This window comes from Paenibacillus hebaui (assembly GCF_051934385.1).
GTDB lineage: Bacteria > Bacillota > Bacilli > Paenibacillales > Paenibacillaceae > Paenibacillus.
The window spans coordinates 1,995,128-2,020,209 of the sequence record NZ_CP196836.1; the positions used below are offsets into that span (position 1 = coordinate 1,995,128).

The window sequence follows — 25,082 nt, forward strand, 5'->3', positions numbered from 1 at the left end:
TCTCCCCGAACGCAGCCGGGTTTTTTATTTCAACTACATGTAGTGGAGGATAATGTCTATGAATAACGAGCAGTTGCTAGACCTGGTGAAACAGATGACTTTGGAGGAAAAAACAGCTCAGCTTCTTCAGTTGACTGCCAACTTTTATGAAGGAACGAATGTCGAAGGTCAGATCACAGGGCCGATGGAAGAGATGGGAATCACGGAGCAGTCCGTAGATGCCAGTGGCTCCATTCTGGGGTTGTCCGGTGCACAGGCCATTATTGATGTGCAGCAAGCTTATATGAAGAAAAGCCGTCTGGGCATTCCACTCTTGTTCATGGCCGACGTTGTGCATGGTTTTAAAACCATCTTCCCGATCCCGCTGGCGATTGGCTGCTCATGGGATACAGAACTGGCTGAGAAAAGTGCTGAGATTGCAGCACGTGAATCGGCTGTATCCGGTTTGCATGTTACCTTTGCTCCAATGGTAGATTTGGTGCGTGATCCACGCTGGGGCCGTGTGATGGAGTCTACTGGAGAAGATCCTTATCTCAATAGTCTGTTTTCAGCTGCTTTTGTGCGCGGATATCAAGGAGATAGCTTGAAGGATGAGCCGGATCGTCTGGCAGCCTGCGTAAAACACTTTGCGGCATATGGGGCGGCAGAAGGTGGTCGTGACTACAATACGGTCGACATGTCTGAACGTAACTTGCGTGAGTACTATTTGCCAGCTTATAAAGCGGCGTTGGATGCAGGCGTGGAAATGGTCATGACTTCATTCAATACGGTCGACGGTATTCCGGCGAGTGGCAATGAAAAGCTGATGCGGGGTATTTTGCGTGAGGAGTGGGGCTTTGAAGGCGTATTGATCTCTGACTGGGCTTCGATCCGCGAGATGATTGCGCATGGCGCAGCCGAAGATGACCGTGAAGCGGCATATCGTGCGATTCTTGCAGGGGTAGATATGGAGATGATGACACCTTGTTATGTGCGTCATTTGCCTGAGCTAATTGAGAGCGGTGAAGTGGAAGAGAAGCTTATTGATGAAGCTGTTCTGAGAATTCTGCAACTGAAAGAAAAGCTGGGATTGTTCGACAATCCACTGCGTGCTGCCGATCCTGAACGTGAGCGCGAGATTGTTTTCTCGAAGGAGCACCGTCAGGTATCGTACGAACTGGCAACCAAATCCGCTGTACTGTTGAAGAATAATGACAGCATTCTTCCGCTTAAGCCGGAAGCTCATGTTGCGTTAATTGGGCCTTTTGCCCAAAGTGAGGATATTCTCGGCTGGTGGTCCTGTGAAGGTGTCAAAGAAGACGCCGTTAAGCTGGGAACGGCTTTACAGGAACGTCTGACTAGTGGCCAGGTATATTTTGCCCAAGGCAGTGGCGTTCACACGATTACAACGGAGCAGATCGCTGAAGCCCTTGAAGTCGCTAGCAAAGCCGATCTGATTGTGCTTGCGCTTGGAGAAGATTCCGAAATGAGCGGTGAAGGCGGCTCACGTACGGATATTCGTCTGCCAGCGGCCCAACTTGAATTGGTTAAACAGCTCAAATCAGCGGGTAAACCTATTGCCAGCGTTATTTTCAACGGACGTCCTCTGGATCTGCATGGTGTATTTGAAGAATCGGATGCTGTACTTGAAGCGTGGTTCCCGGGCAGTGAAGGTGGAGCGGCTATCGCGGATGTGCTCACAGGTGTCGTGAATCCTTCTGCACGTCTGACGATGTCTTTCCCACAATCGGTAGGTCAGATTCCGGTATATTACAATCATTTCAATACAGGACGTCCACTGAATCGACAAAAGACCGAAGAGCGTTATGTATCCAAATATATCGATAGCCCGAATGATCCGCTGCTTCCGTTCGGTTACGGTCTCTCCTATACTTCCTATGAGTATGGTGAGTTGGAAGTATCGAGCCATGAGATGACTGCTGATAAGTCACTGACCATTAAGGTGCGTGTAACCAATACGGGCGAGCGTGCAGGTGTGGAGACGGTTCAGTTGTACGTTCGGGATGTATCCGGTGAAGTGGTACGTCCGATGCGTGAGCTGAAAGGGTACGTGAAGCTGGCACTTGCGCCGGGTGAAAGTGGTACGGCTACATTTACGTTAAATGAAGAACAGCTTCGCTATCATCATTCTGATCTGAGCTATCGCAGTGACAAGGGGACATTCCACATCTTCGTAGGGCCGAATAGCCGCGATACATTGGAGAGTACCTTCAAGCTGGTGTAATTGGATGCATTTATATGAATCATTAATATTTAAGATGTCAGGTCCTTCGAATTCGGAGGGCCTGATGAACATAACAGGGGAGCGAAGAATGTGGTCAGTATTAAGGATATCGCTAAACAGGCGGGGGTTTCGATCTCTACCGTATCGTATGCGCTGAATGGCAGCAACAAAGTGACAGATGAGACCAGTTCCAAAATTTTGGCCATCGCCAAAGAGCTGAACTATGTTCCCAATGCTGCTGCCAGAACATTGAAGAAAAGAGAATCCAAAATTCTGGGTGTGTTTCTGACGGATTTTCGGGGTGATGTATATGGAGACTTGTTAAGCGGCATGAAGGCCGTATGCAATGCACAAGGCTATGACCTGATCGTCTGCAGCGGGAAACAATCTCATCGAATGCTTCCAGAGCGGATGATTGACGGTGCCATTATTCTGGATCATACATTTGCAAGCAAGGAACTGATGCAATATGCGGACAGAGGACATAAGATTGTTGTTCTGGACCGGGAGCTGGATCACCCGAACATCAATCAGGTTTTGCTGGATAACAAGGCAGGGGCAACACTTGCCATGGAGCATCTCATTGAGCGCGGACACACGAAGATCTATGTCGTGACAGGCCCGGAAGGTTCATTTGACTCCGTACAGCGGATGAAGGCTGTAAGGCAGGTAACGGAGAGAGCAGCGAATGTGGAATGGATTGAGATCACTGGAGATTTCCAGAAAAGTGGCGGAGAACAGGCTGCTGATCTTATCATTCAGGAGTATACCCAACCGGTTGGAGTGTTTTGCCTTAATGATGAGATGGCCATTGGCATGTGTGATCGACTCGCTGAGAGTGAGTTGAATATCGGTCAGGAGATTGATCTCATCGGATTCGACAACATTGAGCTTAGCAAGTACGTCCAGCCGAGGCTGGTAACCATCGATTATTCCAAACGAAAATGGGGATCACTGGCAGCCGAACAATTAATCAAGATTATTGCTGGAGAACCTGTAGATCATGAGCGCATCTATGTGACACTCGTAGAGGGTGGCTCGGTAAATTTCCAGGTTCAGACGGACTACCCTGGGAAAGTACAGGGCGAGCAGGCGGTAAGCTATTGAGTATGGTACCTTTTGTCCATTATTGCATGAATGGCTTATTAAACGGTGACAACATAGCAAGAGACAAGGCTTAGAAGAATTGTAGCATTCTTCGGAGCCTTGTCTCTTACTTATGTGAACCAATTAAAAAAGCCTCTCATGAGGAGAGGCTTGGCCCTTAGAGGCCCTTGGTTTTGTCATTGTTGTAGGATGAAGTGAGAATGCCTGTAATGAAAAGAGTCAATACAATTGCAATAATCCAAAATGTCAAAGAAAATGACATATTCTTGGCACCTCCTGCAGAATCTCATTTACTTCTATTATAACCATAATAGGAATAAAAGGAATGCTTCACACCATCATTTGTAAAATAAAAAGTGAGTAGGCACCGGTCTGAGGTTACCATCGGAAGGATTATTCACAACCCGGTTGTTCACGATGAGCGAGGAAGACCCGCCACCATCCAGATTATACGCGTCCACCACACCGAGCTTGTACAATCGTCCTTGCAGCTCTTCAAGGGTGGCTCCTGAACTTCCGCCTTCGTTATACCCGTCAACAACGATAATCAGCAATTGATCGTCCTTGTAGTTGCCAATCACGGTGCGTGGAGCCCGCTTGGGTGACACTTTCCATTTGGCTGGAATCGCAGTCTTGCGTCCACTCTGTAACAGTACGGGTACAAATGTAGCTCCAAATTGCGGTTGCAGGCGATCGAGGGAACTTTTGTCGAAAAATTTGCCGCCTACCAGCTTACCCGTATCATTAAGACCTACAAAAAAAAGATCCTTAAAGCTGGACTGAAAGCCATTCACATATTTTCCATCCATAACGGTTGTACTCAGGGGATATCGCTTGCCCCCGTTGTCGGCGAAGCCTCCCGCGTTAATGCCGGCAATAGCACCGTTGCGCTTGACCGCCTGCATGGTTGTCTCAGATCGGCCAGGCTCGCTGTCCAGAGCCATCTTCATGGCAGTAGGGTCTTTTAACTTAATTTTCATCGCATAGCCCTTATAGCTGCCTGGATTGACTCTATACAGTTCAATTGTAAGCCGATCACTATCCACTCGTTCAAACGGAACGCCCAGCTTGGATGAAATTCGTTGATTATAGATCTTTTCCGGGCGAGTAGCCTGGATTGTTGCTTTCTGTACAAGCGTAGACATTGTACTTGTTGTTTGAGTGTATAGCTGTGTTGTTCTTTTAATAGAAGAAGAAGTCTGAACCGCAGCTTCTTTTGCCCCTGAAAGCTCCTGGCTAATGGCCTGGGTCCGGGGTGTGATGGAATCTTCAGCTAGATTGGAATCTATGAAGCCTCCGGGTTCAAGCGGAGGACGAATCAGCAGCAGACATAAAATCAGTCCAACAAAAGGAGCAAGTGCAAGCATAAATAAACGATTAACCTGTTTGACGGGTGTAATCATTTGAGCAGGTCCATCTTTTTCTGGAGTGTCTCCAGTTGTTTTTTGACTTCGCTCAGCTGGGTATACAGTTTGTTGCTGTTATCCGTTTTATTGCTTGCATTATCCTTAGTGAAAGTCAGCAACTCATTAAAGGACTGGACTTGTCCCTGCAGGTCGGATACTTCCTTCGATATCGTTGTTAGCTGCTTTTCGTAGTCGGCTTTGAGCGTTGCAATCTGCTGTTGATTATGGGTCTGAAGCTGAGTAATCATCTGTTGCTGGAGGTGGTTACTATAATAGTAGGTTCCAAGTACTCCAAGTGCAATGAGAACAATCCACATTACCAGAAACAGCTTGATTGAAGATCCGGCCTTGCCTTTGGCGCTCCGGGTGTGATGGATGTCAGAGGGTTGGGCAGAAGGTTTCATATCATCACTCCTGGTTATTAATAGGTACAAAAATTTTTCCAGTCCTCATTCTATCATGCCACTATTGATTACGCAAAAATGAAATTCTTTAAGTAATAGGATAAAAAGAGATTGCATCGGAAGGAAGTCCTAGGATACAATTTCTTATAGATGCAATAAGTAGGAACTTTGGGCATGTTTTTCGACTTTTTTAGATAGAAATGCAGGAAATTTATACTATATTTTGATTTTTTCAAGTCACGAAAGTCAAAAGTCCTGATGTTGTTACAGCGGAATATGGCAGAAATAGAGCTGTTAATACCGCTTTATCAAGTGTTTTTCTGTTTTTCGACATAATCCGACTTGAGCTTCTTCTATACTCGGACTGTCGCAGACATAGTGGCATCATCAAGACAAGGGTGAAAAGCAATTGTCCAATACATAACAGGGGGAACAACAATGAAAAAAGTATGGCAGGTGGTCATCGTAGATATCCACCCCACCAGCATGCTGGGTACAAAATTGATTTTGGAAGAACAACAGGATCTGTTGGTGCGGGGAATGACTTCGACCGGGACAGAGGGGCTCGAACTGGTGAACATTCACCAGCCTGATCTGATTCTTATGGATTATCGACTTCCGGAGGGCCAGGCGGATCAATATATTGCCCAGATGAAAAATCTGTCGGCGCATAGCCACATCATTATTCTGACAGATGAGGACAATGTAAAGTTATTTCGTCATCTGATGAGTCTTGGTGTAAGTGGTATGCTGTCCAAACAGGCTTCCCCTAGCCAGCTCATTCATCTCATTTCCGGGCTGCGTGAGGGTTGTGTATCCATTCCGCTATCCTGGCTAACCAGTGCAGAATGGGCTCAGCCCATCGAGTCTCCGGCTGAAGAACTTGTTGTTGAATTAACAGAAACCGAAACTTTTATCATGGAAAGAATTGTCCAGGGCGTAACCTATGATAAAATAGCCAATGAGATTAATGTTAGCAGGCGTTCGATTGATAATTATCTGCGTAAAATATACGTGAAGCTGGATGTAAGCAGCAGAGCACAGGCTATTGAGCGATACGCTTTATACGCAAGACAGACCAAAACCATATCCTGACGAGCATGGTTCCATGAATCCTTATGAACGATGAATCGTCGAGTGTCTGGTTCAGGTCATATTACGTGTTCAACTGGAATAGGTTGTAGGGGGCCGCGGACTGCGAGCATAGTTCGGAATAGGGATGAAAGGGGAACGGACCGATGAAATATTTCTTCGCCTCCCGTACAAACAGGCTTTTGTCATCACCGCTGAGGGACATTCGTGAGATGTCTGGCCGAGATTATTTCATTTCTCTGGCAGAAGAGCTGCCTGCGGAGGAGCTGTTTCCATTCAAATTGCTGGAAGCAGCAGCGGTTTCTGTGTTTAGTTCTGGACCTTCCGCATTGCAGTATGGTGAGCCGGCAGGTTACAGACCCTTGAGAGAGTGGCTGGACAAGGATTGGAATGCACGTAAGGGCATACGAACCGTACCGGAACAGATTCTGTTGACAACAGGTACCCAGCAGGCCATTGATCTGGTGATGCGTCTGCTGCTTGAACCTGGGGATTCCGTGCTGGTTGAGCATCCTACATCACCGGGCTGTCTTGAGGTTCTGGAGATGCAGGGGGCCAAAATCGTGCCAGTGATAGGCGATGCTGATGGTATTTTGCCTGATCTTTTGGAGCATCACATGCAGCAGGTGAGACCGAAGCTGCTTTTTGCTGCACCCAGTTTCTCCAATCCAACAGGCGTGCTGTGGAGCATGGAACGGCGTGAGGCTGTGCTTGAACTGTGCTCACGTTATGGTGTGTTGCTTGTGGAAGATGATTCGTATGGTGAACTTCACTTCGATGGACGTGAGCCAGGAGACTTCAACCGCAGGTACCCTTCGCTGTTCGCATTGGATACAGCGGATCAGGGTGGACATGTTCTTTACATTGGTTCGTTCAGCAAAACCGTAGCACCCGCTCTGCGTACAGGATGGGCTGCCGGACACCCGACTCTGATTCAGGCTATGACCTCAGTAAAACGGATAGCAGATGGACAATCCAGTCCGATGAATCAGCGGCTGTTGTATCAATTGCTGGCCCAGTCTCCTTTTAAATGGAGCGATCACCTTTCCATGCTGAATAAGGAGTATAAAACTAGACTCAAGCTGATGCTCGAACTGCTGAAGCGCCCGGGCTGGAAAGGGAGCCAGTACAGTATTCCCGAAGGGGGAATGTACCTTTGGGTACAGTTGCCGGAGGGAATGGACAGCGGGGCCTTGCTCAAAGCGGCTTTGTTAAAAGGGGTATCTTTCCTTCCCGGTTCCCTCTGTTCTACGGGGATGCAGGATCATCGTCACATCCGATTGAACTTCAGCCATCCCGGCCGAGATGAATTGCTGCTTGGCATGAACCTCATCAGTGAGTCCATAACGGAGTTTACGGCCCGGAGCTAGACCGAATATAGAAAAAAGTAAATACTTCATATCTCAAAATCCGTGCCTGGAATGGTTATTTTGCGTTTCGGGCAACGGAATGGTTTCTTTTGTATCCATGCCGAAGCGATTACGTTATTGCATCCACTAACATTTTTATATATAATATGTATTAATGAGTTGTTGTTTTCTTTATACCAACTGCATTCATTGCAAGTTCAGGGGAAGCACTCATATATTTTAACTTAACGGGGGAAATCAACATGTCTAATATTTTATTTGTCAAAGCAAACGACCGCCCAGCGGATCAAGCAGTCAGTGTTAAATTGTACGATGCATTTCTGAGCGCATACAAAGAGTCCCACCCAGGTGACACAGTTACCGAGCTGGATCTCTACAATACAGAATTCCCATTCTATGGCAACACTGCAATCACTGGTACTTACAAAGCAGCTAACGGTTTTGAACTGACAGCTGACGAGCAAAAAGCAGCTTCACTTGCAGCTCAACTTCAAGATCAATTTTTGGCAGCTGACAAAGTTGTCTTTGCATTCCCACTCTGGAACTTCACCGTTCCTGCACCATTGGTTAACTACATTTCTTACCTGAGCCAAGCTGGTAAAACATTCAAATACACTGCTGAAGGTTCTGTAGGACTGGCTGGCGGCAAAAAAGTAGCTCTGCTTAACGCACGTGGTGGCGTATACTCCGAAGGCCCAATGGCAGCTGCTGAAATGTCCCTGAACTTCTTGAAAACAGTTCTCGGCTTGTGGGGCATTCAAAACCCTGAAGTGGTTATCGTTGAAGGACATAACGCTTCTGCAGATCGTGCTGAAGAAATCGTTAACGCGGGTCTGAAATTGGCTTCCGAAGTAGCAGCAAGCTTCTAATAGCTTCATATAGAAATACGAAAAAGCCTGTTATCTCCATTGGAGATGGCAGGCTTTTTTTTGCATGTTTGCCGTAAGCTACCGGGACTCAGATGTTGCGTTATTCACCAGGTATTGCTCCACTATTTCCGCAATTTGTTCCAACTCACCGTCTTCACGTTGAACCAGAGAAAAATCCACTTCAAGTTCATTTATGCTCCGATCGATCATATCATTATCCTCAAGCATGTGAGCATGCTCAGTCAGTGCTTGTACGCCCTTAATCGTCAGCACGTATCTCCCACGGGATAGTCGCTCGAACCAGCCATAGTAATTTTTTTGCAAAATAGCCGCGGCTGAACCGACACTTGTCTGTTTGGCAAGTGAGGCAGGGGAGGCTTCTCCCTGAGTGCGCAGGGCAGATGCGATACGTAATGCCTTTTCCCTGTAAGCTGTGACCAGCTGCCTGCGTGTGCTTCCTCCCGTGTTGTAGTCGCCACTACGCTCGTCGAATTCTCGCAGCAGTCGTTGTCGCCGGACACCACTCTTACGGATACCGGTGCCGCCATGACCTTGAGCAGTAGGTTCGCATAATACATCAATCAGGGGAGATTTGGTTTTGTAGAATGTTACTGTAATGAGCCCCAGGCCAAGTTGTTTGCACAGTGCGGTTAATTCACCCCAGCGCTGGTTGACGGCCCCGCGTTTGCTGCGGTTCCGCTCAACAGCCAGATAAACGAAGGGCGTCAGCTTCAGGCGCTGCATTCCCTGCAACAGCAAAGACAGGTTAAACGTTTTTTTCATCTCCACAATCAAAGGTTCATGCTGATCCGATTTGACCCCAACGAGGTCACAATGTTTGACTTCAGCCTTCACGTCGAAGCCGCGTTGTTCAAAAAAAGCCTTAACAGGCGAATATAATTCGGTTTCGTATTGTACCGCCATCGTTGTTGCTCCTTTCCTGAAGTAGTCTGTCTCTGACGAGGTATTGTCCGGTTTCCTTAATTTAGAACCTTCATTATAGCATATCCGGTCTTTTTTTTCTGAGGGCATAAGATGTTTGATAGGAACGGGGAAAAGCCAAAATTGGGACCCACGGATTGAAAAAAAGAGGTCAACTTATCCGATTTGCCGCATAGGTATGTAATACACTTTTCACAACCATATAAGATGTTTGGACAGAGGGTGGCGGGACTAATCCGGACCGCAAGATTGGTATTCAAGCAGGAGCCGTAATTCTATTGATTTCTTCATACCATTCGGAATGGTTGACAATCACACTAAAGGAGCCATGGGAGGTACCAAGCATGAATATTTTTGAACGCGTTGCGGAACATCGGGCAGAGAGTGACCGTTTGTCATGGAACGGAACATTTGAAGATTATATTGCACTGCTGAGAGAGGACCCGACTCCGGCAATGACGGCGCACTCCAGAGTGTACCAGATGATTGAATCATTTGGTGTAGAAGAAGTGGGTGGGCATAAACGCTACAAGTTTTTTGAACAGGAGATTTTTGGACTGGATCGGTCCATTGAAAAGCTGGTTGAAGAATATTTCCATTCGGCTGCACGCCGTCTGGATGTACGCAAACGGATCTTGCTCCTTATGGGGCCGGTAAGTGGAGGAAAGTCAACGCTGGTGACATTGCTGAAACGAGGTCTTGAACAGTTCTCGCGTACGGATAAAGGGGCCGTGTACGCCATTGAGGGCTGCCCAATGCATGAAGAGCCGCTACATCTGATTCCACTTGAGCTTCGTCCCGAAGTGGAGAACGAGATCGGTGTCCGCATTGAGGGCAATCTCTGCCCATCCTGCCAGATGCGGCTTCGTACCGAATATGGCGGCGACATCAGCCAGGTTCGGGTGGAGCGGGTCATCATTTCGGAAGATAGCCGGGTGGGGATCGGAACATTCAGTCCATCTGATCCGAAGTCACAGGATATCGCCGATCTGACGGGGAGTATCGACTTTTCGACCATCACCGAGTTTGGTTCCGAGTCTGATCCGCGGGCCTACCGTTTTGACGGTGAATTGAACAAGGCGAACCGTGGATTGATGGAATTCCAGGAGATGCTGAAATGTGATGAGAAGTTTCTGTGGAATCTGCTCTCTTTAACCCAGGAAGGCAATTTCAAAGCTGGACGATTCGCATTAATCAGCGCAGATGAGATGATTGTAGCGCATACGAATGAATCGGAGTATAAGTCGTTTATCTCCAATAAGAAGAATGAAGCTTTGCAATCCCGGATGATTGTGATGCCAATCCCTTATAATCTGAAGGTCTCCGAGGAAGAAAAGATCTATGGCAAGCTCATTCAGCAGAGTGATATGAAGCATGTCCATATTGCGCCGCATGCATTGCGGACTGCAGCCATTTTCTCCATACTTACCCGCTTGAAAGAAACGAAGAAACAAGGCATGGATCTGGTCAAAAAGATGCGGATGTATGACGGTGAAGAAGTTGAAGGGTACAAAGAAGCCGATCTGCGTGAGATGCAAAATGAATATCTGGATGAAGGCATGTCTGGCATTGATCCGCGCTATGTCATCAACCGGATTTCAAGCGCTTTGATCAAGCAAAATCTAGAATGCATTAACGCGCTGGATATCCTCCGGGCGATCAAGGATGGTCTGGACCAGCATGCCTCGATTACGAAGGAAGAGCGGGAGCGATATCTCAATTTTATTGCTCTGGCACGTAAAGAATATGATGAACTGGCGAAGAAGGAAGTACAGAAGGCCTTTGTCTACTCGTTCGAGGAGTCAGCGAGAACGTTATTCGAGAACTATCTTGATAACATCGAAGCATTCTGCAATTGGTCCAAAATCCGTGATCCGCTTACAGATGAGGAGATGGACCCGGATGAGCGCTTAATGCGTTCAATCGAGGAGCAGATCGGTATCTCCGAGAATGCCAAGAAAGCGTTCAGGGAAGAGATTCTGATCCGAATCTCCGCATACTCCCGTAAGGAGCGTAAATTCGAATACAGCAGTCATGATCGCCTGCGTGAAGCGATTGAGAAGAAGCTGTTCACTGACTTGAAGGATATCGTCAAGATTACAACTTCAACCAAGACACCTGATGCAACGCAGCTCAAACGAATGAATGAAGTGATTAAACGATTGGTTGAGGAACATGGCTACACTGCTGCAAGCGCCAATGAACTGCTTCGATATGTGGGCAGTCTGTTGAATCGCTAATCTGTATCGAACCATTCCGGATCAGGCTCCAGAAGCCTGCTGTGAGGCTCCTTCACAGCAGGATCGGGGCCTTTTTACTTCCATTACGGTCAAATGCATCTAATAAACGGACAAGGAGGGTAGGTTTGAGAGCGTAAAATATATTGTGTAAATAGAAAAAGGAAGACCTTTTCTAGTAGAATTGAGTTACCACACAACAATTCAGAGAGAGGTCTTCCCTATGAATCATTTTACAACAGATTTAGTTCAAGCTCTAGTCACCAAACAAGATATTACAGAAGTATTTCGCAATCATTTAGAGTCTGCCATGAACCACTTGCTCGAAACGGAGCTTACAGCGTTTCTGGATTATGAAAAATACGACCGTGCTGGCGTGAATTCAGGCAACTCTCGTAACGGATCGTACACTCGTACGCTTCATACCGAGTATGGCGACTTGCAGCTTAGTATGCCTCGGGATCGGAATGGAGTGTTCAAACAGCAGACGGTAGCGCCGTATAAACGTTCCAATGACACCCTGGAATCCTTTGTCATTCACCTGTTTCAAAAGGGGGTCACCATGACGGAAATCGCTGACCTCATCGAGAAAATGTATGGCCATCACTACACGCCTCAAACGGTTTCCAACATGACCAAAGTCATGACCCAGCATGTCGATGCATTTATGAAACGACCGCTGGAGAAGCGTTATGTCTGCGTCTATATTGATGCGACGTACATCCCTGTGAAGCGTGAAACGGTAGCCAAGGAAGCGGTCTATATTGCCGTAGGCATTCGTGAGGATGGCTCCAAAGAGGTACTTACGTACGCGATTGCACCGACCGAATCCGCTTATATCTGGAAAGAACTACTTCAGGACGTCAAACAGCGTGGCACCGAACAAATCCTTCTGTTTATCTCTGACGGACTGACCGGGATTGTGAATGCAATCCAAGAGGTATATCCCCAAGCGAAGTACCAAACCTGTTGCGTTCATTTATCTCGTAACATCGCCCACAAAGTTCGGGTGACGGATCGAGCAGAGATCTGTGAAGATTTCAAGTCCGTGTATCGTGCTGAGGATGAAGAAGCAGGTAAGGCTGCTCTGACTACCTTCTGTGACAAATGGAAAGCCACCTATCCCAAAGTGGTTCAATCGTTGAGAGAGAATCCCTATATTTTCACGTTTTACAGCTTTCCCAAACCCATCTGGAGAAGCCTGTATTCGACGAATCTGATCGAATCGTTTAACAAGCAAATCAAGAAATACACGAATCGGAAAGAACAATTCCCTCATGAAGAGGCATTAGAAAAATTCCTGGTTTCCCAGTTTGAAAGCTATAACCAACGTTTTGCTACCCGTTGTCATATTGGCTTCGATCAAGCACGAGCAGAACTGCTAGCCATGTTCACCACAAAAGAGTAACATCACCCTACATAAGAAAAGGTTATTTCATTTACACAAAAATCTTGACGCTGCCGTAGGTTTTATGATAAATTAGTTCTAATGGTATATGTTAATTTAGGTATTTTAGTCTATAATCAATACATATATTTACAATTTAAAGTTTTTTAGGGGCTATTAAGGAGCTGACTGCACACGTTATGAATAGTATTTCCGCAACAAGACAGAAGCAACTTGATTATATTGGACTATCCGCAAAGGATCTTCAACTGCTTGCCGATCATCGACCCGTTTTTCAGAAAGTCGTTAACGAAGTCGTGGACCATTTTTACAATCACGTGGGAAATTATCCAGATTTGGTCGATCTTATTGCTCGGTTCTCTTCCATTGACCGCCTGAAAGAAACACAGAAGACGTACTGGATGTCCATGACTGAAGGTGTGGTTGATGATGCTTATATTGATCAGCGTATAGCCATTGGACTTGTTCATTCCCGAATCGGATTGTCTGAAGATTATTATCTGGGAACTTACATGGTCTATCTCGATATTGCAACAAGCATATTGCAACAAGTTATTCCTGATTCCTGGCATCTTGTGATTCAGGCGCTCAGCAAAATGTTTAATCTCGATTCCCAGCTTGTACTTGAGGCTTACGAGAAGAAGGAAAAGGAAAAATTACATCAGCTCGCCAACGATCAGCAGCATACTTTGCAGGCAATTACGCAGATTACCCAGCAGTTGACGGGCATGATTAGCGAGTTAAACGAAAATGCTCAGGCCATCTCTGACGTAGCCAGAGAAACAGCAGCTTCTCAGGATCAAGCTCATGAGTTGCTGGGAGAATTGACTGGAGAGATCAGTCAGATCGGCAAAATGGGTGAACTCATTCGTGAGATCTCGGATCAAAGCCATCTTGTGGGTTTGAATGCAGCTATTGAAGCTGCACATGCAGGAGAGTTCGGTCGGGGCTTCGAAGTGGTCGCGAGTGAAGTTCGTAAGCTTGCAGCCAGTTCTCGTGATGCTCAGGGGAAAATTCAGTCGAATCTGGAACAGATCATGAAGAAGCTGAGCAGTGTTCAACAGGAATACAAGCATACATCCTCGGGTGCGAAACGTCAGGCATCCCGCTCAGAAGAGCTTGCGGTATTCGCTACGACAATGGAGAAACTGGCACTGGACCTAAGAAAACTCGATCAACAGAAATAGGCTGTAACACGACATAGAGCTGACGATACCGTTTCTGGTTGTTTTGAGCTATAATGGGTAGACAAACCTGCCGATGTTATAGCGAATGCAGCCGGAGACAGGGGATCTGAAAGAGGTTGAGGTGATCAGATGGCTTCTATCCATGATGTAGCCAAAGAAGCGGGCGTATCTGTTGCAACCGTTTCCAAGGTGATAAACGATTATCCGGATGTAAGTGACAAAACCCGCAAAAAAGTCAATATAGCCATCGAACTATTGAAATATCAACCCAATGTGGTTGCACGTGGACTTGTAAAACGCCGTTCATGGACGGTTGGTATACTCTTAACAGTTCCTTTTACGAATCCGTTTGTATCGGAGTTGCTCGAAGGGATCAAGACAGCGCTGGAGAACAGTGGTTACGATTTGGTTCGATTGTCTACACGCTTTGATGATCCGGGATACTCGTTTATTAAACATTGCCGTAGCCGGAATGTGGATGGCGTTGTTGTTTTCGGAGAAGGAAGAGATAATAAGAATATTGAGGAATTGGTTGAAGCGGAGATCCCGACGATGTTCATTGATACCGATTTGTTTGGCAAGCGGGCAGGATACATTACGACGGATAATGAAAATGCCATAATGATGAGCGTTAAACACTTGCATGAACTGGGTCATCACAGGATTGCCTATATTTCGGGTACACTTGGACCAGCAGTAGCTAACCTACGTTTGGATGGATACCGGGCGGGGTTGCGTGTCTGCGACATTCCGTATTCAACCGTGTACCTGGAGGTTTGTGACTACTCCTTTGATGGGGGTAGTAAGGCTGCCCGTCGATTACTTGCACTGAAAGATCAACCAACGGGAATTGTCTGTGCCTCAGACATGGCCGCATTCGGTGCAATTCATGAAATTGAGAAGCATGGCCTTCGTGTGCCTGACGATATATCTGTTGTCGGATTCGATAACACGTATTATGCTGAGGTATTTAAACCGGGGTTAACCACAATTAACCAAAATATTCATTCCATTGGCATCAAATCGATTGAATATCTGATTGCTATGATTGAGAATCCGGCTTATTCTCCTCCGGTTGTTACGGAGCCGTCCAATCTGGTGATTCGTCAAACGACTGCACCTGTCAAAATGTAAAGACGTTGACACGGAGCTCAGGAGCACAGCTAACAGGCTGTGCTTTTTGGCGTTCTGGATCTGCCTGTGGGAATATGGGTTCGTGAGCTTGAATGAGCTTGACCCATTCAAATGACAGGAAAAGCTGTTGACTTTTTGCCACCGTGTAACTAACAATAAATACCATAAACATAGTTTTGTAACCGCTTACTTTGTACGGTTGATATTAGCGAAGTATTGTGGTCCATTCAATCAGGGGAGTGATCTGATGCATCAGGTGCTTTTGGTGGATGACGAAGTATACGCACGGAAGGGTCTTAGGAAGCTGATTCGCTGGGAAGCATGCGGGTTTGAGGTCATTGGTGAAGCCAATGACGGGGATGAGGCTTACGAGCAGATTGAACGGTTACATCCTGATGTTGTCATTACCGACATTCGAATGCCGGAAACGGATGGACTGGAGTTAATTCGGCGGACGATCCAGGAGGGGGAGCAAAATCGAATAGGCGGGAAAACACCCTATTTTATTATCGTGAGCGGATATAATGATTTTACTTATGCACAACAGGCGGTGCGGTACGGTGTACAGGACTATATTTTGAAACCGATTGATGAGATTGAGCTGGAGGCAACCTTGTGTAAATTGTCGGCAGCGCTGAAGCATCATAAATCTGCGGAGCAGGAGAAGCGAGAGCGACAATACATGCGGTGTCTGGAACAGTTGATGTATGGTGAGGCTGATTCGGCTATTGCTGAACAATGGCTTGAGCTGGCGGATACGCGTATGGGGGATCTGCTCGCATATCTGCTTATTGAGCATAATCCGGTGTTATGTTCTGACGTATCGGACATCACACATACGGTCAAAGAAGGCGTGGCCTCGCTTCGGAATTACGAGAACTTGAATCCAATTGTGCGAGCTGTTCTGAAGCGAATGTATCCGCGAGATTCACTACTGTACTTGAGGCAGCATGGCGAACGTGTGGGAGTTCTGCTTACGGGCAAACATCTGCGTCCTGATGCGAACAATTTGCGTAGGACCGTGGAGAAGATACAGTCCAGCTTCACTGAAATGGAAAATGTCCGAGTATGCATCTATGCAGGTGCTACCTGTCAAGATCCGCTGCTCATTGGGCATGCCTATCAAACAGCATTGAAAGCGATCGCCTACAAGTTCATTTCAGAGGATGACGGGATCGTGCTCTTCGATGACGTACAGCATAAACAAGTGCAATGGATGCATACAGATCAGGAAAAGCAGCAGCAGTTGCTAAGATTGATGGAAGAGCAACAGATGGAGGCCATGGAAGTGACGCTGGGTGACTGGTTCACTGAAATGCGGACTTCCTGTTATGCTCCGGCAGCCGTGACGTCCGCTGTACATCAACTGGTGTCTACCATTGTATCGATGCTGAAATCGGTTCAAGCAGACGTGAGTACAATGACTACGATTCAACCCGTTCTGGACTGGCAATCCGAACGGGGAAGGCTGGCGGATGCCAAACAATTGCTGACGTCTTTTATGCAGGAAGGAGCTCGGCGGTTGGCTGAACAGCGCCAGCTGATTCAGAAGGGAGCCATGCCCAAGATCAAAAGTTACATTGAGGAAAACTATAGCAAGAATATAAGTCTGAAGAGCATTGCCTCTGAATTTTATATGAATCCGGTGTATCTGGGGCAACGCTTCCGCAAGGTATATGGCATGTATTTCAATGATTTTTTGCTTCAACTTCGCATTGATGAAGCCAAAAGGCTGCTGAGACAGACGGATCTGCGGGTATATGAGGTGGCCGAGCGGGTAGGATTCGGGAGCAGTGATTATTTTGCCACTCAATTCGAGAAAACAGAGGCTTCCTCGCCCACGGAATATCGGAACCGTTTGATGGGTGAGGGGTAGATGCGATCTTGAAGCTGAATTTTCTCAGCAATATTCGTTTGCGGAACAAGATGCTGATTTTGTATGTCTTTTTTGTACTCATACCGGTCATCCTCAGTAATGTTATTTTCTATCAGGTGACCACTGCGAATGTCAAATCACAACGTATGTCCGATCTATCCAAGGCAATGGAACAGGTGCGCAACAATTTAACCAGTGAAATTCGCAATGCCGTCGATATCTCATCCAACTTGTACACGGATAGTCTGTTGACGGACATGCTGGACAAGGAGTATGCCCATCCCATTCAGTACGTTGAAGCCTATACGCTGTATCTCCGCAAAATCCTGAATACGTATCATTCCGGCTTTCATTCGATTCAGGGCCTAACCATCTATGTGGATAATACATCGGTATTGCCCTCCGGGGGAGTTGAGTTCCTGAACGAGAAGATCAGGAAATCCGAGGCTTACAGGCAGTTGACAGTCGGCCCGCAATTCTCCCCCATTTTCATACGATGGAGTCCCGAAGGAACTCACCAGACCTTCAGCATACTCCGCAGACTGGATTATTATGCTACGAATTCGGGTTGGAAGGAGAAATTCGTTCGGCTGGACTTGAAGACGTCAACGATCCGCCAAATTTTTACGAATATCACCACTCCAGGACGTCTGTATCTGGTTAATTCGGCTGACAGAGTGGATTACGCGACTGATTCGAATGTTCCCTGGACAAGTCAAAATGTGGAGTACAGCCACATCAGGAGTCAACTGAGCAAACAGGAATTTGAGATGGTCTATCCATTATCTGGCGAACTGACGGGATGGAAAATTGTTGGTTTGTTTGATGAAAGGGAAATTTACAGAGAACTGAGGCAACCGCTTCATCTGGTCATTCTGCTGGCTTGTTTGAATATCATTCTGCCAACCTGGATTATTATATGGACGACCCGAAACATCCATGTGAGGCTAGCACATGTGCTGGAGCATATGAGAAAAGTGAAGCTTCAACGATTCGAGCCAATCAGGCAACCGGAAACGTCGGATGAGATCGGCCAGCTCACGGCCGAGTTCAATCGCATGACGACGACGATTCACCGCTTGATCAATGATGTGTATATGGCAGATATTCAACATAAAAATCTGGAGTTGCAGCGGCGCCATGCCCAGTTAAATGCGTTGCAAAGCCAGATCAATCCACATTTTCTGTTCAATGCGCTGGAGACGATCCGTATGCGAAGCCTGATGAAAGATGAAGATGAGACGGCTAGAATTATCCAGTATATGGCCAAAATTTTTCGAAATGCTCTGACCTGGAATCGTGACCGAGTTAGTGTAAAGGAAGAACTTGAGTATGTGACCTGTTTTATCGAAATTCAGAAATATCGGTTTGGGCACAAGCTGAATTACTCCATTGAACTGGACCCGGAAGCAGGTCAATGTTTGATTCCCAAGATGACACTGTTGCCTTTTGTCGAGAATGCCAGCATTCATGGTATTGAACCCCTAAAGGTGGGGGGTGAGATACGGCTTCGTATTAAACTTACGGAGAAGCAACTCATCTGTGTTGTGGAAGATACGGGAGCAGGCATGACGGAGGAAAAAATAAATCAGCTGCTTGCTTATGTGCAGACGGAAGATTCCATGGGGGACCGTGTTGGTGTACAGAATGTGATTTATCGTCTGAAGTTGATATATGATCACCGTTTTCACATCCGATTCGATAGTACCCTTGGTAAAGGCACACGTGTGGAGATCATTATGCCGTTGGAGGAGCCTGGAATGGACTCGAATCCCTAAGCATTGTAGAGCAAGTCCTATAGTTTAACGGGTAAACAAAGTTTGTTTGTAATCGTATAATGAAAGTGCTTACAAATTTTCCGGTCATTAACGTCTATCTAATCCTGAACAACGATCTTGTAAAGGGCTGACACATGACGGAGTAAAGGTTAGTCTAACAAACAACCAAGGAGGAGATCGGATGCATTTGAGAAAATGGTGGGGCTTGTGTTTGGCGGCTGTATTGGTCTTAAGTCTGTTACCGAGTATGGGAACAGGAGGGGCACGTGCTCAGGCGGCGGACGTTAAGGCAGGCGAAGGGGATGAACCGCTGTTTGAGGCTCATTTTGAAGAGGGTATGTTGGGACAATGGCGTGCACGCGCGAGTGAGAAGCTCGAGATTGTGTCTGGAGTGGGCCACGACAGTACACGCAGCCTGAAAACCTCATCCCGTACTGAAACGTTCCATGGACCCTTAATTGAGGTGCTGGACCATGTACAGAAGGGCAGCACGGTTCATATTTCATTTTGGGCCATGTATGATGAAGGGCCTGACAGTCAGGTCATTAACGGTGCACTGGAGAAAGAATACAATAAGGACGCTTCGGGTCTTGAATATGCTACCTTTGCCTCCGCCACCCTAAACAAAGGACAGTGGAAAAAAGTCGAGGCCGATGTGGTTATTCCCGAAGAAAATAGTGGCATCACCGGATTCCGAATGTATGTGGAGACACCTTGGAAGACGTCAGAGGAAGTGACGCCGGCAGATACGATTTCTTTTTACGTGGATGATGTTCTGATTACGGCTGCTCAGAAAATTGAGATTGAAAAGAATATTCCGAATCTGGTCGATATCGTGGGACAAAATTACGCAATGGGAGCTGCCATCAACCAGTCTGCACTAGACGCGGAAAACCAGCATTCCCAGTTGTTGACGAAACATTTTAATAGTATTACAGCGGACAATTTTATGAAAATGGATGCGATGCAGCCCCAGGAAGGACAGTTTGTCTGGTCAGAGACGGATCGTCTGGTGAGCTTTGCCAAAGCGAATGACATGGAGATCAGAGGTCATACGCTGTTATGGCATAGTCAGGTGCCGAATTGGTTCTTTACTGATCCGAATGATGCATCGAAACCTGCCACGCGGGAACAGTTGCTTGCACGGATGAAAACCCATATTCAAACCATCATGACCCGGTACAAAGGAAAGGTTCATACATGGGATGTGGTCAATGAAGTCATCTCGGACGGAGGCGGCTTGCGGAATGAGGCCAGTAATTCCAAGTGGAGAGATATTATTGGGGATGTGGATGGCGACGGAGATGACAGTGATTACATTGAGCTGGCTTTCCGATATGCCCGCGAGGCTGACCCCGATGCTGTACTGGTGATTAATGACTATGGACTGGAGGGCAGTGGAAGCAAGCTGAATGATATGGTGAAGCTTGTAGAGAAGCTGCTGGCTAAAGGCACACCGATTGATGCGGTTGGATTCCAGATGCATGTGTCCATGTACGGACCGGATGTAAAGCTGATTCGTGAGGCTTTTAACAAAGTTGTCGCTCTTGGTGTGAATGTACAGGTTACAGAGCTGGACGTTTCGATCTATTCAAATAATTCCGAGCAGGAGATGCCGGTAACAGATGAATTAATGCTGCAACAGGCCTATCGTTATCGTGAGCTATTTGACCTGTTCGATGAGTTGGGAAAACAAGGCGTTATGGACAGTGTTACGGTCTGGGGACTTGCGGACGATGGTACATGGCTTGACAACCATCCCGTCAAAGGACGCAAAGATGCACCGTTGCTGTTTGATCGTAAATTAAAAGCAAAACCGGCCTATTGGGCACTGGTGGACCCTACCACTCTTCCGATCTATCGTAATGAATGGACAGCATTGAAGGCCAGCCCTTCTTTACCAGATCGCAAAGGACAGGAGGATATTCTTTGGGGCGCAGTGAAAGGGCTGGCTATTAATCATCTGGCAGAAGGTACATCAGGGGTTACTGGTGAGGCTCGCGTGCTGTGGGATGCCAAAAAAGTGAATATGCGTGTGGAAGTGAAGGATACTACACGTCGCAAAGGTGATCAGGTGCAGGTGTTCCTTGCGGAAGACGTAAAGGATGCGGTCGCTGCAACCTCTGAAGATAATCTATCTGCCAAGAAGAAAAATCCGCCGCCCGCGAATGGTCAGTATACGTTCAAACGGGAGGGCAGCAAAGGCAAGGATAAGAATGCATACAGCGTACAGGAGACAAAAACGGGTTATGTCGTATACGCATCACTGCCTTTGTCAGCCGCTTTACTTACCGAAGGACAGGTCTTGTCCCTGGATTATCGAATTACGGATGAACATGCTGCTGGACAGACAGCAACCATCGTTTGGAATGATATTTCCAACCAGCAGCCCGATAAACCTGCTAATCGGGGCAAACTGAAGCTGGGTTCCGTACTGAAACAAACCAAGGTCACTTATGGTAAACCTGTAATTGACGCGAAAAAGGAAGGCATCTGGAAAAAGGCAGCATCTGTTAAGACAGATACCTGGGTGATTGGAAACTCGGGGGCAACGGCGACTGTACAGCTGTTATGGGATGAGAAATACCTGTATGTATTGGCAGATGTCAAAGATCCTTTATTAAGCAAAGTGAGCAAAAATGCACATGAGCAGGACTCCGTCGAAATGTTTATCGACCCTAACCACAATCAGACCACCCACTATCAGGAGGATGACGTGCAATACCGGGTTAACTTTGATAACGAATCTTCCTTTGGAGGAAATGCCATAAAGGAGCGATTCAAGTCGGCTACCCGTCTGACAAGTGGAGGGTATGTTATTGAGGCAGCAATTCCTTTGGATCATGTCCCTTCGGCTAAGAATTTATGGATCGGATTCGACCTGCAGGTGAACGACGATCAGGCTGGGAATGGTCAGCGAAGCAGTGTGTCGATCTGGAGTGATCGCTCGGGTAACTCCTATATGGATACATCTGGCTTTGGCAACTTGTTGCTGGTTCGAAAATAAGTGCCTCCAAGGCATTTTGTAAGGAAATGGTTCGTATAAAACATCTGTTTTTCTGGAAAAAAGTGTTGATTTAAAAGTCTGGGACGTTTAGACTATAAACATTCATATTAAACGGGTTCCAGATGTATGGCGCGGGCTCAGATGAGTCGGTGGTCACAAGTCAAGTGATGCGGAGGGAGTGCCTGTCATCCAGACAGCGCACTCGCTTCTTTTTTTCATTTCACATTTTGCATACATACGAGACATTTCCCGGTTGAAAGGACAGAGTGAGTGGAGCACCTACATGGAACATACAACTTAGAACTGGTTATTTTATCTTACATTATTGCAACGCTCGCTTCTTATGCAGCACTTGACCTTGCGGGCCGGGTAAGTCTGGCTAAAGGAATGTCCCGGCATGTATGGCTAACCTGCGGGGCAGTCTCCATGGGCCTGGGAATTTGGTCTATGCATTTTGTGGGCATGTTGGCCTTTGTTCTCCCGATGCACGTGTCCTATTCCACAGGTGAGGTCATTTTTTCCGTTCTGCTTGCCATTATTGCATCAGGTGTAGCATTAAATATTGCAGGGCAGCAGTCCGGCAAAATAAGTAAGCTTATTATTGCAGGAGTGCTTATGACAACAGGCATCAGCAGCATGCATTACGTGGGAATGGCTGCCATGTCGGTTTCCATTACGTATGAGGCAGGAAGAGTGGTATTATCTGTGCTGATTGCGGCGTTAGCTTCATTTGCTGCATTGTGGCTTATGTTTTTCTTCCAGCAGCATCAATCACGGTTCATGTGGATATACAAGTTGGGTAGTGGACTTATTATGGGTGTTGGTATCACGGGAATGCATTATACGGGGATGTCAGCGGCACAATTCCACCATGCACATGAAGCAATGGCAGGCTCAGGGCTGCAGATTGGACCTTCGATCCTTGCGTATCTGATCGCGGCAGGTACCTTTACTGCCTTGGGCTTGACTTTGTTCGGTATCTTTATTAATCAACACCTGTCTCAGAAGGATCAGCGGATTCGTGAAAATGAGCAGTGGTATCAGGCTCTGTATCATAATCATTCGGATGCCATTATTTCAGTGGATAAAGAAGGGACCGTGAAGGGGATCAATGCTGCAGTCACAAGCATCACGGGATACCTTAAGGAAGAGGTCATTCATTGTACCATTAATGAGATTGCTCAGCGTATCGATAACCAATGGATAACTGAATTTCAGTCGATCAACTGGAACGACAATCGTCTGGAGCGGTTACATTACATAGCCCAGATGAGGAATGTACAGAATGAACTTCTGGACCTTAATATTACTGTCGTACCGGTACTGATTGATGGAAAACATGAGGGTAGCCACATTCTGATCAAAGACGTCACCGAGGAAAAGCAGGCTCAGGAGCGTATCCGTCACCAGGCTTTGCATGATCCGCTGACGGGTCTTCCCAATCGGCGCAAGCTGGACGAAGTGTTGGCGAGTACGATCGCAGCTTCAGAAGAAACAGGGCATACATTTGCCGTTATGGTAATGGACATAGACCGCTTCAAAATGATTAATGACTCCCTCGGTCACTCCATCGGGGATGTATTCCTTAGAGAAGTCAGCAACAGGATCATAACAGTGATAGAAGCTTCTGACCCAAAAGCCATGGAACATGTCATGCTTGCCCGTATGGGCGGCGACGAATTCACATTGGTTGTATCGAATGAGCAAGGGGTTGTGGAACGGGTGGCCGAACTTGCAGAACAGATTGTCAGAGCGATCCGGTTGCCTTACCGATTGAAGGAAAATGACTTTTACGTTACAGCCAGCATCGGGATAGCGATGTACCCTAATCATGGAGAAGGAGCCGACGCCCTGCTCAAACATGCGGACTCCGCCATGTATGAAGTGAAGAAGAACGGCAAGAATGGTTTTCAGTTTTACACAACCCAACTGGATTCCGAATTATATGAACGAATTGAACTGGAAGGTTATTTGCGTAAAGCGTTGGAGCGCGATGAGATGGTCTTGTATTATCAGCCACAGATTCGTACCGAGGATAGCCGCATCATTGGTGTGGAGGCGCTTATTCGATGGAATCACCCACTTAAAGGCATGCTGGGACCGAATGTATTCATCCCGCTCGCAGAGGAGACAGGCATGATCTACGAGATCGGCAACTGGACCCTGCGGGAAGCGTGCAGGCAGATGAAACTGTGGCACGCCAGTGGCGGACCGCTCATTCCGGTATCGGTTAACTTGTCCAGCCTGCAGTTCCATCAATCCAATCTGGTGGATCAGGTCAAAAATGCACTTACTGAGGTAGAGCTGGAAGCCCGTTATCTTGAGCTGGAGATCACAGAGAGTATGATGATGGATGCAACGGTATCTACAGGAATTCTGAATGAACTTACAGCTCTCGGGGTCAAAATCAGCCTGGATGATTTCGGCACCGGGTACAGCTCCCTGAGTTATTTGAAGCATTTTCCGATTCACAAGCTGAAGATTGATCGTTCTTTCGTAACGGACATTACCGAGAGTCGGAGTGACCAGGCCATTGTGGCAACGATTATCTCGATGGCACAGCATCTGAAGATGGAAGTGATTGCAGAAGGGATTGAGACGAAGGGCCAACTGGATATTCTGATGCATAATGATTGCCAGGAAATACAGGGGTATTATTTCAGCCGTCCATTGCCTGCAAATGAAGTGGAGCATGACTTTTTTGTACCGCTGCGGCAGCATGGAAATGGAACGCCGTCCCTTCTCTAAATATTAATGAAATGCCAAGCGGCAAGTTCCCGTCATGTGTCAGGGACTTGCCGCTTTTGTGTTCCTGTGTGTTGAGAGCTGGACGGCCATCTCACGAGTACCAGAACACATAATGGACACTAGAGTTTGAGCGCGATACGATCGACCAACCGTCTTCTTTTCCTTCCCGATTTCAGTTTTCGCATCCTTCGCCTTCTTAGTGATAAGCGATTTCTTTTCCATGACTTCCCCCCTTTGAATTCCGATTATTTTTATGCAACTGAAACAAACCGTTTTGCATGAATTTTATTGGA

At 46.9% G+C, this 25,082-nt stretch carries 16 protein-coding genes; 13 read left to right on the forward strand and 3 right to left on the reverse strand.

Features of this window, described 5'->3' with window-relative positions:
• Positions 1 to 58 precede the first annotated feature (58 nt).
• Positions 59 to 2,224: a beta-glucosidase BglX gene (gene bglX, locus ACR32F_RS09085; protein ID WP_440118159.1), complete on the forward strand. Its 2,166-nt coding sequence runs from the start codon at positions 59 to 61 to the stop codon at positions 2,222 to 2,224.
• Positions 2,225 to 2,314: 90 nt separating this feature from the next.
• The gene (locus ACR32F_RS09090) at positions 2,315 to 3,331 is read left to right on the forward strand and encodes a LacI family DNA-binding transcriptional regulator (protein WP_440118161.1); all 1,017 of its coding nucleotides are present in this window, start codon (positions 2,315 to 2,317) and stop codon (positions 3,329 to 3,331) included.
• Between the two features lie 338 nt (positions 3,332 to 3,669).
• Here ACR32F_RS09090 and ACR32F_RS09095 read toward each other — a convergent pair whose 3' ends face one another.
• A complete protein-coding gene (locus ACR32F_RS09095) occupies positions 3,670 to 4,734 on the reverse strand; it encodes a phosphodiester glycosidase family protein (protein WP_440118163.1) in 1,065 nt (354 codons plus the stop codon).
• Positions 4,731 to 5,141, reverse strand: a complete 411-nt coding sequence (locus ACR32F_RS09100; protein ID WP_440118165.1) for a hypothetical protein — start codon at positions 5,139 to 5,141, stop codon at positions 4,731 to 4,733. The genes ACR32F_RS09095 and ACR32F_RS09100 overlap by 4 nt, the downstream gene beginning before the upstream one ends.
• Positions 5,142 to 5,579: 438 nt before the next feature.
• Here ACR32F_RS09100 and ACR32F_RS09105 point away from each other — a divergent pair, with 438 nt between their 5' ends.
• The 3 genes from ACR32F_RS09105 to ACR32F_RS09115 all read left to right on the forward strand — a co-directional run bounded on the left by ACR32F_RS09105 (position 5,580) and on the right by ACR32F_RS09115 (position 8,472).
• On the forward strand, positions 5,580 to 6,236 hold the full coding sequence (locus ACR32F_RS09105) for a response regulator transcription factor (protein ID WP_440118167.1): 657 nt from the start codon (positions 5,580 to 5,582) through the stop codon (positions 6,234 to 6,236).
• Between the two features lie 143 nt (positions 6,237 to 6,379).
• Positions 6,380 to 7,603 carry a PLP-dependent aminotransferase family protein gene (locus ACR32F_RS09110; protein WP_440118169.1) on the forward strand — a complete coding sequence of 408 codons (1,224 nt, stop codon included), beginning with the start codon at positions 6,380 to 6,382 and terminating at the stop codon, positions 7,601 to 7,603.
• A 242-nt stretch (positions 7,604 to 7,845) separates the two neighbouring features.
• On the forward strand, positions 7,846 to 8,472 hold the full coding sequence (locus ACR32F_RS09115) for an FMN-dependent NADH-azoreductase (RefSeq protein WP_440118171.1): 627 nt from the start codon (positions 7,846 to 7,848) through the stop codon (positions 8,470 to 8,472).
• A gap of 78 nt (positions 8,473 to 8,550) precedes the next feature.
• On the opposite strand, the gene ACR32F_RS09120 is transcribed toward ACR32F_RS09115, so the two are convergent.
• Positions 8,551 to 9,396: a DUF2161 domain-containing phosphodiesterase gene (locus ACR32F_RS09120; protein ID WP_440118173.1), complete on the reverse strand. Its 846-nt coding sequence runs from the start codon at positions 9,394 to 9,396 to the stop codon at positions 8,551 to 8,553.
• Positions 9,397 to 9,758: 362 nt separating this feature from the next.
• Here ACR32F_RS09120 and ACR32F_RS09125 point away from each other — a divergent pair, with 362 nt between their 5' ends.
• The 8 genes from ACR32F_RS09125 (at position 9,759) to ACR32F_RS09160 (ending at position 24,789) form a co-directional block, all read left to right on the forward strand.
• The gene (locus ACR32F_RS09125; protein WP_440118175.1) at positions 9,759 to 11,654 is read left to right on the forward strand and encodes a PrkA family serine protein kinase; all 1,896 of its coding nucleotides are present in this window, start codon (positions 9,759 to 9,761) and stop codon (positions 11,652 to 11,654) included.
• 220 nt (positions 11,655 to 11,874) lie between these two features.
• The gene (locus ACR32F_RS09130; protein ID WP_440109429.1) at positions 11,875 to 13,059 is read left to right on the forward strand and encodes an IS256 family transposase; all 1,185 of its coding nucleotides are present in this window, start codon (positions 11,875 to 11,877) and stop codon (positions 13,057 to 13,059) included.
• A gap of 179 nt (positions 13,060 to 13,238) precedes the next feature.
• Entirely contained in the window at positions 13,239 to 14,246 is a 1,008-nt protein-coding gene (locus ACR32F_RS09135) for a protoglobin domain-containing protein (protein WP_440118177.1), read from the forward strand.
• Between the two features lie 129 nt (positions 14,247 to 14,375).
• Positions 14,376 to 15,380, forward strand: coding sequence for a LacI family DNA-binding transcriptional regulator (locus ACR32F_RS09140; RefSeq protein WP_440118179.1), 1,005 nt, complete (start codon positions 14,376 to 14,378; stop codon positions 15,378 to 15,380).
• A gap of 247 nt (positions 15,381 to 15,627) precedes the next feature.
• The gene (locus ACR32F_RS09145) at positions 15,628 to 17,256 is read left to right on the forward strand and encodes a response regulator transcription factor (protein ID WP_440118181.1); all 1,629 of its coding nucleotides are present in this window, start codon (positions 15,628 to 15,630) and stop codon (positions 17,254 to 17,256) included.
• Between the two features lie 8 nt (positions 17,257 to 17,264).
• Positions 17,265 to 19,034 (forward strand): sensor histidine kinase, encoded by a 1,770-nt coding sequence (locus ACR32F_RS09150; protein ID WP_440118183.1) that lies wholly within the window; start codon positions 17,265 to 17,267, stop codon positions 19,032 to 19,034.
• Between the two features lie 181 nt (positions 19,035 to 19,215).
• On the forward strand, positions 19,216 to 22,041 hold the full coding sequence (locus tag ACR32F_RS09155) for an endo-1,4-beta-xylanase (protein WP_440118185.1): 2,826 nt from the start codon (positions 19,216 to 19,218) through the stop codon (positions 22,039 to 22,041).
• Positions 22,042 to 22,311: 270 nt separating this feature from the next.
• Complete coding sequence (locus tag ACR32F_RS09160) at positions 22,312 to 24,789, forward strand: EAL domain-containing protein (RefSeq protein ID WP_440118187.1); 2,478 nt, start codon at positions 22,312 to 22,314, stop codon at positions 24,787 to 24,789.
• Positions 24,790 to 25,082 lie beyond the last annotated feature (293 nt).

What these genes read in the sequence shown, in the direction of transcription:
- ACR32F_RS09100 (WP_440118165.1), bottom strand. Translation starts at nt 5,141, where the DNA reads ATGAAACCTTCTGCCCAACCCTCTGACATCCATCACACCCGGAGCGCC.
- ACR32F_RS09135 (WP_440118177.1), top strand. Translation starts at nt 13,239, where the DNA reads ATGAATAGTATTTCCGCAACAAGACAGAAGCAACTTGATTATATTGGA.
- bglX (WP_440118159.1), top strand. Translation starts at nt 59, where the DNA reads ATGAATAACGAGCAGTTGCTAGACCTGGTGAAACAGATGACTTTGGAG.
- ACR32F_RS09155 (WP_440118185.1), top strand. Translation starts at nt 19,216, where the DNA reads ATGCATTTGAGAAAATGGTGGGGCTTGTGTTTGGCGGCTGTATTGGTC.
- ACR32F_RS09145 (WP_440118181.1), top strand. Translation starts at nt 15,628, where the DNA reads ATGCATCAGGTGCTTTTGGTGGATGACGAAGTATACGCACGGAAGGGT.
- ACR32F_RS09095 (WP_440118163.1), bottom strand. Translation starts at nt 4,734, where the DNA reads ATGATTACACCCGTCAAACAGGTTAATCGTTTATTTATGCTTGCACTT.
- ACR32F_RS09140 (WP_440118179.1), top strand. Translation starts at nt 14,376, where the DNA reads ATGGCTTCTATCCATGATGTAGCCAAAGAAGCGGGCGTATCTGTTGCA.
- ACR32F_RS09110 (WP_440118169.1), top strand. Translation starts at nt 6,380, where the DNA reads ATGAAATATTTCTTCGCCTCCCGTACAAACAGGCTTTTGTCATCACCG.
- ACR32F_RS09105 (WP_440118167.1), top strand. Translation starts at nt 5,580, where the DNA reads ATGAAAAAAGTATGGCAGGTGGTCATCGTAGATATCCACCCCACCAGC.
- ACR32F_RS09120 (WP_440118173.1), bottom strand. Translation starts at nt 9,396, where the DNA reads ATGGCGGTACAATACGAAACCGAATTATATTCGCCTGTTAAGGCTTTT.
- ACR32F_RS09125 (WP_440118175.1), top strand. Translation starts at nt 9,759, where the DNA reads ATGAATATTTTTGAACGCGTTGCGGAACATCGGGCAGAGAGTGACCGT.
- ACR32F_RS09115 (WP_440118171.1), top strand. Translation starts at nt 7,846, where the DNA reads ATGTCTAATATTTTATTTGTCAAAGCAAACGACCGCCCAGCGGATCAA.
- ACR32F_RS09130 (WP_440109429.1), top strand. Translation starts at nt 11,875, where the DNA reads ATGAATCATTTTACAACAGATTTAGTTCAAGCTCTAGTCACCAAACAA.